13 protein-coding genes are annotated in these 12,478 nt (G+C 72.2%); 10 read left to right on the top strand and 3 right to left on the bottom strand.

The window, feature by feature from the left end; genetic code table 11:
• Window positions 1–69 precede the first annotated feature (69 nt).
• Window positions 70–756 carry an ABC transporter ATP-binding protein gene (locus tag OOK38_RS02400; RefSeq protein WP_266763743.1) on the top strand — a complete coding sequence of 229 codons (687 nt, stop codon included), beginning with the start codon at window positions 70–72 and terminating at the stop codon, window positions 754–756.
• 44 nt (window positions 757–800) lie between these two features.
• On the opposite strand, the gene OOK38_RS02395 is transcribed toward OOK38_RS02400, so the two are convergent.
• Window positions 801–1,604 (bottom strand): IclR family transcriptional regulator, encoded by an 804-nt coding sequence (locus tag OOK38_RS02395; protein WP_266763744.1) that lies wholly within the window; start codon window positions 1,602–1,604, stop codon window positions 801–803.
• Window positions 1,605–1,940: 336 nt separating this feature from the next.
• On the opposite strand from OOK38_RS02395, the gene allB reads away from it, so the two are divergent.
• The gene (gene allB, locus OOK38_RS02390) at window positions 1,941–3,281 is read left to right on the top strand and encodes an allantoinase AllB (RefSeq protein WP_266763745.1); all 1,341 of its coding nucleotides are present in this window, start codon (window positions 1,941–1,943) and stop codon (window positions 3,279–3,281) included.
• Between the two features lie 161 nt (window positions 3,282–3,442).
• Window positions 3,443–4,573: an allantoicase gene (gene alc / locus OOK38_RS02385; protein ID WP_266763746.1), complete on the top strand. Its 1,131-nt coding sequence runs from the start codon at window positions 3,443–3,445 to the stop codon at window positions 4,571–4,573.
• 258 nt (window positions 4,574–4,831) lie between these two features.
• On the opposite strand, the gene OOK38_RS02380 is transcribed toward alc, so the two are convergent.
• Complete coding sequence (locus OOK38_RS02380; protein ID WP_266763747.1) at window positions 4,832–5,581, bottom strand: 3-oxoacyl-ACP reductase family protein; 750 nt, start codon at window positions 5,579–5,581, stop codon at window positions 4,832–4,834.
• A 133-nt stretch (window positions 5,582–5,714) separates the two neighbouring features.
• Here OOK38_RS02380 and OOK38_RS02375 point away from each other — a divergent pair, with 133 nt between their 5' ends.
• The 3 genes from OOK38_RS02375 (at window position 5,715) to OOK38_RS02365 (ending at window position 7,960) form a co-directional block, all read left to right on the top strand.
• A complete protein-coding gene (locus OOK38_RS02375; protein ID WP_266763748.1) occupies window positions 5,715–6,527 on the top strand; it encodes an AIM24 family protein in 813 nt (270 codons plus the stop codon).
• Between the two features lie 210 nt (window positions 6,528–6,737).
• The gene (locus OOK38_RS02370) at window positions 6,738–7,346 is read left to right on the top strand and encodes a dihydrofolate reductase family protein (protein ID WP_266763749.1); all 609 of its coding nucleotides are present in this window, start codon (window positions 6,738–6,740) and stop codon (window positions 7,344–7,346) included.
• 221 nt (window positions 7,347–7,567) lie between these two features.
• Entirely contained in the window at window positions 7,568–7,960 is a 393-nt protein-coding gene (locus tag OOK38_RS02365) for a ribonuclease (protein WP_266763750.1), read from the top strand.
• A gap of 39 nt (window positions 7,961–7,999) precedes the next feature.
• On the opposite strand, the gene OOK38_RS02360 is transcribed toward OOK38_RS02365, so the two are convergent.
• Window positions 8,000–8,206: a hypothetical protein gene (locus OOK38_RS02360; RefSeq protein ID WP_266763751.1), complete on the bottom strand. Its 207-nt coding sequence runs from the start codon at window positions 8,204–8,206 to the stop codon at window positions 8,000–8,002.
• Between the two features lie 179 nt (window positions 8,207–8,385).
• Between OOK38_RS02360 and OOK38_RS02355 the strand changes: the two genes are divergently transcribed.
• The 4 genes from OOK38_RS02355 (at window position 8,386) to OOK38_RS02340 (ending at window position 12,451) form a co-directional block, all read left to right on the top strand.
• On the top strand, window positions 8,386–9,660 hold the full coding sequence (locus OOK38_RS02355) for a sensor histidine kinase (protein ID WP_266763752.1): 1,275 nt from the start codon (window positions 8,386–8,388) through the stop codon (window positions 9,658–9,660).
• Between the two features lie 377 nt (window positions 9,661–10,037).
• Window positions 10,038–10,709: a response regulator transcription factor gene (locus OOK38_RS02350; protein ID WP_266763753.1), complete on the top strand. Its 672-nt coding sequence runs from the start codon at window positions 10,038–10,040 to the stop codon at window positions 10,707–10,709.
• A gap of 43 nt (window positions 10,710–10,752) precedes the next feature.
• Window positions 10,753–11,928, top strand: coding sequence for a cytochrome P450 (locus tag OOK38_RS02345; protein ID WP_266763754.1), 1,176 nt, complete (start codon window positions 10,753–10,755; stop codon window positions 11,926–11,928).
• A gap of 31 nt (window positions 11,929–11,959) precedes the next feature.
• On the top strand, window positions 11,960–12,451 hold the full coding sequence (locus tag OOK38_RS02340; RefSeq protein WP_266763755.1) for a hypothetical protein: 492 nt from the start codon (window positions 11,960–11,962) through the stop codon (window positions 12,449–12,451).
• The last annotated feature ends 27 nt before the right edge of the window (window positions 12,452–12,478 follow it).

Here is a 12,478-nt window from a genome sequence, read left to right as displayed (position 1 = left end):
CGCACGGCACGGAAGCGCGCCCGACGCTGGCGCCCAGAAGCGCCGGACCGACCCACGAGAGAGTGCCCCATGAGCCTGACGCTCGACGACATCACCCTCACCTACCCGGACGGCGACGGCCGCCTGACCGCTCTGGACGGCGTCGGTCTCCTGGTTCCGGCCGGAACCATGACGGCCGTCGTCGGCCCCTCGGGATCCGGCAAGTCCAGCCTCCTCGCGGTCGCGGCGACCCTGGTCACCCCGGACCGGGGCCGCGTCCTCGTCGGGGGTACGGAGACGGGGGCGCTGACCCGCGCCGAACGGGCCGTCCTGCGGCGGCGCGCGATCGGGATCGTGTTCCAGCAGCCGAACCTGCTGCCTTCACTGACCGCGCTGGAGCAGCTCCAGGTGATGGGCCACCTGGACGGAAGGCGCCAAGTGGCCGAACGAGCGCGGGAGCTGCTTGCCGCGGTCGGACTCGAAGAGCTGGCGCACCGGCGTCCCCACCAGCTCTCCGGCGGTCAGCGCCAGCGGGTGAACATCGCCCGCGCGCTGGTCAACGAGCCGTCCGTGCTCCTCGTCGACGAACCGACCAGCGCCCTCGACCACGAACGGGGCACGGCCGTGCTCGACCTGCTGGTCCGGCTCACCCGTGAACGCGGCACGGCGACCGTCCTCGTGACGCACGACCGCGCCCACCTCGGCGAGGCGGACGCGGTGCGGGAGATGGCGGACGGGCGCCTGGGGGAGCGCGTCGGAGCGGCCGGGTCGGACTGAGCCGGGCCGGGACCGTCGCGTGCCGGGCCGGGGTGGTGCCCCGGTCAGGCGGCGCCGGGGCCCGAGCTGGCCAGGGCCTCCGACAGCTCGGCCGCGACCTGCTGGAGGACCGGCACGATCTTGTCGGTGGCGGCCTCGGTGACCCGGCCGGCCGGACCGGAGATCGAGATCGCGGCGGCGGTCGGGGAGTCGGGCACGGAGACGGCCAGGCAGCGGACGCCGATCTCCTGCTCGTTGTCGTCCACCGCGTAGCCGGCCCGGCGTACCTCTTCGAGCGCGGCGAGGAAGCCGTCCGGCGTGGTGATCGTCTTCTCCGTCGCGGCGGGCATCCCGGTTCGCGAGAGCAGCGCGCGCACCTCGGCGTCCGGGGTGTGGGCCAGCAGCGCCTTGCCGACGCCCGTGGAGTGCGGCAGCACCCGGCGGCCCACCTCGGTGAACATGCGCATGGAGTGCTTGGACGGGACCTGGGCGACGTAGACGATCTCGTCCCCGTCGAGCAGCGCCATGTTCGCGGTCTCCCCGGTCTCCTCGACCAGGCGCGCCAGGTAGGGGCGGGCCCAGGTGCCGAGCAGCCGGGAGGCGGACTCGCCGAGGCGGATGAGACGGGGGCCGAGCGCGTACCTGCGGTTGGTCTGCTGGCGTACGTATCCGCAGGCCACCAGGGTGCGCATCAGCCGGTGAATGGTGGGCAGCGGCAGCCCGCTGCTCGCGGAGAGCTCGCTCAGGCCGACCTCGCCCCCGGCGTCCGCCATACGCTCCAGCAGATCGAAGGCGCGCTCGAGGGACTGGACACCGCCACTGGGAGCGGACGATTTGGCGTCGGTGGTGCTGGCGCTGGACGGCGGCACGGCGGCGGTCCTTTCGGGGCGCAGAATCGAGCGGATCGAGAGGGTGACCCGAAGCGTCTCGAGCGGGGTGGTGGCGGGTGGCGGGCAGGCAGAGACGCAGCCTACCCGGCAGTCGGTCGACTCCCCGGTTGTGCGGAGCCACATTCTGCTTGTCGGAACCATACTTCCGCTTTGTGGAAACATCCAGAGCGGAGCAGGTCGGGGGCAGAGTGGAGGAGTGAACCCTTGACGACGCGAGGGCCGGAGTGAAGACTCCTTCAACAGAACGTTGAATTTCGTTTCGTGGAAGTAAACCGGCGGCAGCGGGATTCAACGGCGGCAGAGAGAGGGGTCCGGGTGTCCGACGTCGAACTGGTGCTGCGCTCGACGCGCGTCATCACTCCCGAAGGGACGCGCGCCGCTTCGGTCGCGGTCGCCCAGGGGAAGATCACGGCCGTGCTGCCGCACGACGCCGAGGTGCCGCCCGATGCCCGGTTCGAGGACTTCGGCGACGACGTCCTGCTGCCCGGACTCGTCGACACCCACGTCCATGTGAACGACCCGGGACGCACCGAGTGGGAGGGCTTCTGGACGGCGACGCGCGCCGCGGCCGCCGGCGGCATCACCACCCTGATCGACATGCCGCTCAACTCCCTCCCGCCGACGACGACGGTCGGCAACCTCCGTACCAAGAAGGACGTCGCCCGCTCCAAGGCGCACATCGACGTCGGCTTCTGGGGCGGCGCGCTCCCCGGCAACGTCAAGGATCTGCGGCCCCTGCACGATGCCGGAGTCTTCGGCTTCAAGGCGTTCCTGTCGCCCTCCGGCGTCGACGAGTTCCCCGAACTGGACCAGGACCAGCTCGCCCGGTCCCTCGCCGAGATCGCCGGCTTCGGCGGCCTGCTGATCGTGCACGCCGAGGACCCGCACCACCTGGCGTCCGCCCCGCAGAAGGGCGGCCGGAGGTACGCCGACTTCCTCGCCTCGCGCCCCCGTGACGCCGAGGACACGGCCGTCGCCAGTCTCATCGCGCAGGCCAAGCGCCTCGACGCGCGCGTGCACGTGCTGCACCTCTCGTCGAGCGACGCGCTCCCGCTGATCGCCGCCGCGAAGGCCGAGGGCGTCCGGCTCACGGTGGAGACCTGCCCGCACTACCTCACCCTGACCGCCGAGGAAGTCCCGGACGGCGCCAGCGAGTTCAAGTGCTGCCCGCCCATCCGCGAGGCCGCCAACCAGGACCTGCTGTGGCAGGCGCTGGCCGACGGCACGATCGACTGCGTGGTCACCGACCACTCGCCGTCGACCGCCGACCTCAAGACGGACGACTTCGCGACCGCGTGGGGCGGCATCTCCGGCCTTCAGCTGAGCCTGTCCGCCGTCTGGACCGAGGCCCGGGCGCGCGGCCACGGCCTGGAGGACGTGGTCCGCTGGATGTCCACCCGCACGGCCGAACTGGTCGGCCTCGGCGACCGCAAGGGCGCGATCGAGGCGGGCCGCGACGCCGACTTCGCGGTGCTCGCCCCCGACGAGACCTTCACCGTCGATCCCGCCGCACTCCAGCACCGCAACCGGGTGACGGCCTACGCAGGCAGGACCCTCACCGGCGTCGTGAAGTCGACCTGGCTGCGCGGCGAACGCATCGTCGCCGAGGGCCGGTTCGCCGAGCCCGCCGGCCACCTCCTCACCCGCCACCCGTAACCCCTCACCGATTACCCGACCCCCTCACCGATCACCATCACCGGCCCACCACTGATCCGCACCACCCCACTGATCCGCACCACCGACCGCCGCACCGCACTCCGGCACCCGCACCGCATCCGCACCCGCAACGGCCGACCCCGAAAGGCAGATCGATCATCGTGACGGCGCAGCGCCCAACCGTTCTGGCCACCTTCACCGGAGACGCGAACCCCTACGGAGGCGGCGACCCGTACGCGGACTACCGCACCGCCGACTTCCCCTTCACCCAGTACGCCGACCTCGCCGACCGGCAGCTCGGCGCCGGGGTCGTGGCCGCCAACGACGAGTTCTTCGCCCAGCGCGAGAACCTCCTCGTCCCCGGGCCCGCCGAGTTCGACCCCGAGCACTTCGGCCACAAGGGCAAGATCATGGACGGCTGGGAGACCCGGCGGCGCCGCGGCGCCTCGGCCGAGCACCCGTGGCCGACCGCCGAGGACCACGACTGGGCCCTGGTGCGCCTCGGCGCCCCCGGCGTGATCCGGGGGATCGTGGTCGACACGGCCCACTTCCGCGGCAACTACCCGCAGGCGGTGTCGGTCGAGGGCGCGTCGGTGCCCGGTTCGCCCTCCCCGGAGGAACTCCTCGCGGACGACGTGAAGTGGACGACCCTCGTACCGCGCACCGCGGTCGGCGGTCACGCGGCCAACGGATTCGCCGTCTCCGTCGAACAGCGCTTCACGCACCTGCGCGTCAACCAGCACCCCGACGGGGGCATCGCACGGCTGCGTGTGTACGGCGAGGTCGTGCCCGACCCGCGCTGGCTGTCCGCCCTCGGCACCTTCGACGTGGTCGCCCTGGAGAACGGCGGACAGGCGGAGGACGCCTCCAACCTCTTCTACTCGCCCGCCACCAACACCATCCAGCCGGGCCGCTCCCGCAAGATGGACGACGGCTGGGAGACACGCCGCCGTCGCGACAACGGCAACGACTGGATCCGCTACCGGCTCGTCGCCCAGTCCGAGATCCGTGTCCTCGAGATCGACACGGCGTACCTGAAGGGCAACAGCGCCGGATGGGCCTCGGTCTCGGTGAGGAACGGCGACGCGGGGGAGTGGACCGAGGTCCTGCCCCGCACCCGCCTCCAGCCCGACACCAACCACCGCTTCACCCTGGCCGCACCCGTCGTCGGCACCCACGCGCGCGTGGACATCTTCCCGGACGGCGGCATCTCCCGCCTGCGCCTGTTCGGCTCCCTGACGGAGGAGGGCGCGGCACGCCTGGTGGCGCGCCACCAGGAGCTCGGCGGCTGAGCCTCCCGGCCCCGGCTCCGCTGCCGGCGCGGCGCCGGGGCCGGATCCACGGGCCGCGGGCCTGTGGGACAGACCGATTCCGGTGCGTCCCACAGGCCGTGCTCCGGGCGGCCGTAGGCGCCCGGTCGTCCCGTGCGACGGGCTCGGGCGGCCCTCGCCTCGAACTCGCTGGGCGCAGTGACCGGGCCCGGCCCGACGACGACCCGGCCGCGCTCGACGTCCGGGGCCCGCGCCAGGGGGCGGGCGGGCCCCGACGCGCTAGGCCGCGTGGCCTCCGTCCACCGCGAACTCGGCCCCCGTCACGTACCCCGCCTCGCTCCCCGCCAGGTACGCGACCATCGACGCGACCTCGTCGGCGGCGCCGAAGCGGCCCACGGCGGTCATCGCGGCCTGACCCGGTGCGTACGGGCCGTCCGCCGGGTTCATGTCCGTGTCGATCGGCCCGGGATGGACGATGTTGGCGGTGATCCCGCGGTCGCCCAGTTCCCGCGCCAGCGCCTTGGTCAGCCCGATCAGCGCCGACTTGCTCGTCGCGTAGAGCGTCCCGCCGGGGCCGGGGACCCGCTGTGTCATGCAGGTGCCGATCGTGATGATCCGCCCGCCGTCCCCGAGGTGCGGCGCGGCCGACCGGGAGGCCAGGAAGACCCCCCGGACATTGACGGCGAGCACGCGGTCGACGTCCGCCAGGGACAGGGAGTCCAAGGGGCCCAGGACACCCACCCCCGCGTTGTTGACGAGCACGTCGAGCCGCCCGAACTCCGCGACGACCCGGTCGGCCACCCCGCCGGCCTCCACCGCGTCCGAGGAGTCCGCGCACAGGGCGAGCCCCCTGCGCCCGAGCGCCTCGATGCCCCGTACGACGTCCTCCGCCGCCTCCTTGCCCCTCACGTAGGTGACGGCCACGTGCGCGCCCTCGCGGGCGAGGCGCAGCGCGGTCGCGGCCCCGATGCCCCGGCTGCCACCGGTCACGAGGGCCACCTTGCCGTTCATGGTTCCTTGAGAAGTCATGTGTCCATCCCAGCGGTCGCACCCGCCCGGCGCTGGCGGCGAACGGACACCGCGTTCCCGGACGCCGGCACCGGGCGCAACGGCTCACCCGATGGCGCGGAACTCTTCGCTCCGCTTCCCGCGTTCCCCTGGTGTGACTCTTCAGCAAGAAATCGTCGGCAACGCCATGCAGATGGCGGTGGTCACCCTGGGCCTCGGCCAGACCGTGTACTGCGAGGCGGGGAAGTTCCTGTTCAAGACGACCAACGTGACCATGGAGACGCGGCTCTCCGGGCCGTCGGGCGGCGGTGGCCAGCAGCAGGGCGGTGGCGGCGGCATGGGCGGCATGCTGCGCCAGGCCGTGGGCACCGCCATGCAGGCCGGGCAGCGCGCCCTCGCGGGCGAGTCCCTGGCCTTCCAGTACTTCACCTCGACGGGCGGCGAGGGCACCGTCGGCTTCGCCGGCGTGCTGCCCGGTGAGATGCGCGCTCTGGAGCTCGACGGCACGCGCGCGTGGTTCGCCGAGAAGGACGCGTTCGTGGCGGCGGAGTCGACCGTGCGGTTCGGGATCGCCTTCCAGGGCGGCCGGACCGGACGAAGCGGCGGCGAGGGATTCGTCCTGGAGAAGTTCACCGGGCAGGGCACGGTGATCATCGCGGGCGCGGGCAACTTCATCGACCTGAACCCGGCCGACTTCGGCGGCCGCGTCGAGGTCGACACGGGCTGTGTCGTCGCCTTCGAGGAGGGCATCCAGTACGGCATCCAGCGCATCGGCGGCCTCAACCGGCAGGGGATGATGAACGCGGTCTTCGGCGGCGAGGGTCTGTCGCTCGCCACCCTGGAGGGCAACGGGCGGGTGATCCTCCAGTCCCTCACCATCGAGAGCCTCGCCAATGCCCTGAGAAAGGCCCAGGGCGGCGACAAGCAGGGCCCGACGGGCGGCCTCTTCTCGACCGACGCGGGGTGATCCGGTCGAGGCCGGACGCTCGACCGGGTGCCAGGTGCCAGGTGCCAGGTGCCTCCGTGGCGCGGCGGTGGAGTCGTGAGCGGGACAGCCTCGCGGCGGGACCGGGGAGACGGATGCCGGGTGACTCCGTCGCGGGACCGATGAGTTGCGGGCGCCGGTGGGGTCTGCCCTGATGACAGCAGACCCCACCGGAAGGAAGCAGGCACCGTCATGGGCAAGCTCACTGTTACCGCCTTCGTCACGCTCGACGGAGTCCACCAGGCGCCGGGCGGTCCCGAGGAGGACCCGAGCGGCGGCTTCGAGCAGGGCGGCTGGAGCGTCCCCTACGGCGACGAGGACTTCGGACGCTTCATCACCGACGTGTTCTCCCGCGTGGACGCCTTTCTGCTGGGCAGGCGCACCTACGAGATCTTCGCGGGCTACTGGCCGAAGATCACCGACCAGGCCGACCCGATCGCGTCCAAGCTGAACGCCCTGCCCAAGTACGTCCCCTCCTCGACCTTGACTGAGCCCGCCTGGGAGAACACGACCGTGATCACCGGCGACCTCGGCAAAGAGGTCGCCGCTCTCAAGGAGCGCACCGAGGGCGAGCTCCAGGTCCACGGCAGCGCCGCGCTCGCCCAGTCGCTCTTCGCGCTCGACCTGGTCGACACCCTGCACCTGATCACCTTCCCCGTCGTGCTGGGCGCGGGCCGCCGCCTCTTCGCCGAGGGCGCCCTTCCCACCGCGTTCCGGCATGCCGGTGGCACCTCGACCGGCGCGGGCGTCGCCATCAACACCTACGAGCGCGAGGGCCGGCCGACGTACGGCAGCTACTAGCCGCGCCGGGGGATGGCCTTGGAGGCCGTCGCCGGAGGGCGTCGCGCTCGGTGGTGAACGTTCCGGGCGACGAGCCTGGTGGGTGGTGCCCCGGTGCTTGTGGGGACCGGGTGAGGACGCCGCGCGACAGGTTAACTCCCGGATAAATCATCGGACTTAGCGGGAGAAATCAGCTTCCTTGACATTGACATGTCATGCTCTACGCGCGTCATCCTAGGTCCATGAGATTCCCCCCACGTACCACTCGCATCGGTGCCCTCGTGGCCCTCATGTCCGCCCTGCTCGTCGGCGGCACCGCCGTGGTTCCGGCCAACGCGGCGGCCACCGCCGTCGGCAGCATCTGCTACGGCGCGCTGCCGTCCCAGGCGTACGACACCCTGGATCTGATCGACTCGGGAGGCCCCTTCCCGTACTCGCAGGACGGGGCGGTCTTCCAGAACCGGGAGGGTGTTCTGCCCTCCCAGTCCACCGGGTACTACCACGAGTACACGGTCAAGACGCCCGGATCCTCGACGCGTGGCGCCCGTCGCATCGTGACCGGCAAGAAGACCCTGGAGGACTACTACACCTCGGACCACTACGTCACGTTCAAGCTGATCAACTTCGGTTGCTGATCGGCCGGTGGGCGGGGTCGCCGGGAGTCCGGGCCGAGGTCAGCCGGGCTTCTGGGTCTCCGCGGCCGCGAACAGCGCGAACGCCAGCACCAGGAGTACGGCGCTCGCGTAGATCTCGAAACCGTCGAGGAGACCGAGCCGCTGCACGAGTCCCCACCCGTGCAGTCGGCCCGTGATCTCCTGGACCAGGCCGAGGACGCCCTGAACCAGGGCGACGAATCCGAGCACCTCCAGAATCTGCTTCATGGGACGACCCTCGCCCCGCGGACCCCCCAGGCACATCGGCCGCGGGGCGAGGGCTGTCCGACCGAAGTCGCGGGGTGCCAGGCCCTCGGCCCGACGAAAGTCTGAAGTGGGCCGACTTTGGTCGGTGACCGTGCTCGTGGGGAGGTGGCGGCGGGTTCGGCTGCGTAGATTTGTCGACCGTGAGTGGTGACAATCCGGCGCCCGAGCCCCGTGACGTTCCCGCGTCGACCCTGCCGGGCCGACGCTGGCTGCTGCCGTCCGCCGTGGCCGCCGAGCTCGACCACGACGCCGAGCGTGCGGGGCGTTCCGGACGGCCGCGGCGCACGCTGCGCGACTGGGTCGTCGACTTCGGCCTCTTCCTGCTGGCCGTCGCCGTCGGACTCGCGGCCGCGAACACCCTGACCGACGACCCGAACACCCCGCACGGCCTCGCCGTCGCCGACCAGTGGATCGGCGCGCTCGCCTGTGCGGCGGTCTGGCTGCGGCGCCGGTGGCCGCTGGGGCTCGCCGTCGCCATGATGCCGGTCGGGCTGGTCTCGAACACGGCGGGCGGTGCGGGCCTGGTCGCCCTCTTCACCCTCGCTGTGCACCGGCCCTTCCGCTACGTGGCCTGCGTCGCCGGCGTCCAGCTGGCGCTGCTCCCGGCGTACTTCTGGCTGCGGCCCGACCCGGACCTGCCGTACCCCGCCGCCATCGCTGTCACCGCGCTGCTCACCTCGGCGTTGGTCGGCTGGGGCATGTTCGTCCGGTCCAAGCGGCAGCTCATGCTGAGTCTGCGGGACCGGGCGCGACGGGCCGAGGCCGAGGCGGCGCTGCGGGCCGAGCAGGCGCAGCGGCTGGCCCGGGAGGCGATCGCGCGCGAGATGCACGACGTGCTCGCGCACCGGCTCACGTTGCTGAGCGTGCACGCGGGGGCGTTGGAGTTCCGGCCCGACGCGCCCCGGGAGGAGGTCGCCCGGGCCGCGGGCGTCATCCGGGAGAGCGCGCACGAGGCACTGCAGGACCTGCGCGAGATCATCGGGGTGCTGCGGGCCGGGGACTCCGACGACGCGGGGCGGCCGCAGCCGACGCTCGCGGCGCTCGACGGGCTGGTCGCCGAGTCGCGTTCCGCCGGTACGAAGGTCGTTCTCGACAACCGTGTCGCCGACCCGGCCGCCGTGCCCGCGTCCGTCGGCCGCACCGCGTACCGCATCACCCAGGAGGGACTGACCAATGCCCGCAAGCACGCGCCCGGGGCGGAGGTCACGGTGACGGTGCGGGGGGCTGCCGGGGACGGGCTGACCGTGACCGTCGCCAATTCCGCGCCGCCGGGCGAGGTGCCGAAGGTGCCGGGGTCCGGGCAGGGGCTGATCGGGTTGACGGAGCGGGCGACTCTGGCGGGAGGGCGGCTCGAGCACGGGGCGGTGGGGGACGGGGGGTTTCGGGTTCGGGCCTGGTTGCCGTGGGGGCGGTGAGGGTTCGCTCGCGCTGGCGTTTCCGGGTCGGGTCGGGTCGGGTCGGGTCCGGTGGGTGGGGCGGGGCCGTGCCGGTACATCCCAGTCCGTCGCCGCTGGATCAGACGTGAGTGCTGAACGGGAGCCGCTGCTCGATCCGAACGTAAGCGACGGACATAGGGATGTACCGGCACGGCCCCTTCCGCCGGATCCCGGCTGCGGGTCGTGCGTGGTGAAGATTCGGCCCCTTCCGCCGGATCCCGGCTGTGGGTCGTGCGTGGTGAAGATTCAGCCCCTCCGGCGTTTGAGGAGCGGGGGCTGGGGCGGAGCCCCAGGGGTGGGTCGGGTAGGGGCGGAGGGGGCGATGGACTGCTTGGGGAGCTGGTTAGGTGGGTGCCATGACTGCGATTCGTGTGCTGCTCGTCGATGACGACCCCTTGGTGAGAGCGGGGCTGTCCCTCATGATGGGCGGCGCCGAGGACGTCGAGATCGTCGGTGAGGCCGCGGACGGTGGCGAGGTGGAGGCGCTCGTCGACCGCACCCGGCCCGACGTCGTCCTGATGGACATCAGGATGCCGAACGTCGACGGACTGACGGCCACCGAGCGGCTCCGCAGGCGCGAAGAGGCGCCCCAGGTAGTGGTCCTGACGACCTTTCACGCCGACGACCAGGTGCTGCGCGCGCTGCGGGCGGGCGCGGCCGGTTTCGTCCTCAAGGACACCCCGCCCGCGGAGATCCTGGCGGCGGTACGCCGGGTCGCGGCCGGAGATCCGGTGCTGTCGCCCACCGTCACCCGCCAGTTGATGGAACACGCCGCGGGTTCCGCCCCCGACACCCGCAGGTCCGGGGCGCGTTCACGGGTGGCTGTACTGAACGAGCGGGAGCGCGAGGTCGCCGTGGCCGTCGGGCGGGGGAGTTCGAACGCGGAGATCGCCGGCGAACTGTTCATGAGTGTCGCCACGGTCAAGACGCACGTCTCGCGGATCCTGGCCAAGCTGGATCTCAACAACCGTGTGCAGATCGCCCTGTTGGCGTACGACGCCGGGCTGTTGGAGGGGGACGGGCACTGATCGCGGCCCTCGCGCGTTGAGCGGTGGGGCGAGAGGGGGAGTCGTGATCGATCTGGGGGAGTACGGGGCGCGGTTCACCGAGGACCCGCACCCGGTCTACGCCGAGTTACGCGCGCTCGGTCCGGTGCACCGGGTGCGCCTGCCGTCGCCGGACGCGCGCCACGAGACCTGGCTCGTCGTCGGGTACGAGGAGGCCCGGGCCGCGCTCGCCGACCCGCGGCTGGCCAAGGACGCGGAGAAGATCGGGGTCACGTTCCTCGACGAGGAGCTGATCGGCAAACATCTGCTGGTCGCCGACCCGCCGCGGCACACCCGGCTGCGGGCGCTGATCGCGCGTGAGTTCACCCCTCGGCGGGTGGCGGCGCTGCGCCCGCGGGTCCAGGAGATCACCGACGAGCTGCTCGACGCGATGCTCCCGCGCGGACGCGCCGACCTCGTCGAGACGTTCGCCTATCCGCTCCCGCTGACGGTCATCTGCGAGCTGCTCGGGGTGCCCGAGGTGGACCGGGCGGCCTTCCGCGCGATGTCCACGGAGGCGGTCGCGCCCACCAGCGCCGAGAGCGAGCACGCGGCCTTCGTCCAACTCTCCGCCTATCTGGGCGACTTGATCGAGGACAAACGGAGTGCGGGTCCCGCGGACGACCTGCTCAGCGGCCTCATCCGCACCACCGCGGAGGACGGAGACCGGCTCTCGCCGCAGGAGTTGCGCGGCATGGCGTTCGTGCTCCTGATCGCCGGACACGAGACGACGGTCAACCTCATCGCCGGAGCGGTCCGGGCCCTGCTCGCCCATCCCGACCAACTCGCCGCGCTGCGCGCCGACATGACGCTCCTCGACGCCACCATCGAGGAGACCCTGCGCTACGAGGGGCCGGTGGAGAACGCGACCTTCCGGTATGCCGCGGAGCCGCTCGACATCGGCGGCACGGCGATCGCCTCCGGTGAAGCGGTGATGATCGGTCTCACCGCGGCGGACCGCGACGGGGTGCGCTATCCGGCGCCCGACCGCTTCGACATCCGGCGCGAGGCCCGCGGACATCTCGCCTTCGGGCACGGCATCCATTACTGTCTGGGCGCGCCGCTGGCCCGGATCGAAGCCCGCGTGGCGCTCCGCTCCCTGCTGGAGCGGTGCCCGGACCTGGCGCTCGACGGACCGCCGAGCGGATGGCTGCCCGGCATGCTGATGCGAGGCGTGCGCCGTATGCCGGTGCGCTGGTGAGCGGCCCGGTGCCGCGTGAGGAGCGTCGACCGTGCTGCGTACGGCGGAGATCACCGCGGAGCTGACCGGCCTGGAGGACTCCCACCGGCTCTACTGGCGCTCCCAGTTGGAGTTCAGCCTGGACTGCTTCGTCTGTGAGCGGACCGGGCGGACGACGGTGTTCGACCGCGGGGCCGAGCAGGCGCTGTGCTCCGGAAGCCGCAGCGGATTCAAGCGCCACCACACCGCCGCCAGGCTCGCGGGGTTCGACACGACCAGTGGCCCGGAGCGGCTGGCGGTCCGGGCGCTGATCGACTTCTGGTGGGCTCCCTTCACCGACACCCGCGACGGCATCAAGGCCGCCGCGCCCACCAGTCACCCCTGGGTGCGGCTGCGCCTCGCCTATTACTGTCCGGACGCGAAGGAGTCGGGCACCGGCAGCATCCAGACCAACCTGGTGCGGCCGTACCGGCTGACGTGCGAGCACTGCGACCGGCTGCTCGGCGTCGACCGGGAGAGCCCGGCCGTGCGGCTGCTCGGCTGAGCGACCGCACGGCCGCCGGGGGCTCGT

Origin of the sequence: Streptomyces sp. NBC_00568 (assembly GCF_026341855.1) — a bacterium.
Classification (GTDB): domain Bacteria; phylum Actinomycetota; class Actinomycetes; order Streptomycetales; family Streptomycetaceae; genus Streptomyces.
The sequence above is the reverse complement of the archived record's forward strand: the minus strand, read 5'-3'. Positions and strand labels throughout refer to the sequence as shown.

Bases quoted from the DNA above. Each gene is read 5' to 3' on its own strand.
- OOK38_RS02400 (WP_266763743.1), top strand. From the start codon at position 70: ATGAGCCTGACGCTCGACGACATCACCCTCACCTACCCGGACGGCGAC.
- OOK38_RS02380 (WP_266763747.1), bottom strand. From the start codon at position 5,581: ATGACTTCTCAAGGAACCATGAACGGCAAGGTGGCCCTCGTGACCGGT.
- OOK38_RS02370 (WP_266763749.1), top strand. From the start codon at position 6,738: ATGGGCAAGCTCACTGTTACCGCCTTCGTCACGCTCGACGGAGTCCAC.
- OOK38_RS02365 (WP_266763750.1), top strand. From the start codon at position 7,568: ATGAGATTCCCCCCACGTACCACTCGCATCGGTGCCCTCGTGGCCCTC.
- OOK38_RS02360 (WP_266763751.1), bottom strand. From the start codon at position 8,206: ATGAAGCAGATTCTGGAGGTGCTCGGATTCGTCGCCCTGGTTCAGGGC.
- OOK38_RS02350 (WP_266763753.1), top strand. From the start codon at position 10,038: ATGACTGCGATTCGTGTGCTGCTCGTCGATGACGACCCCTTGGTGAGA.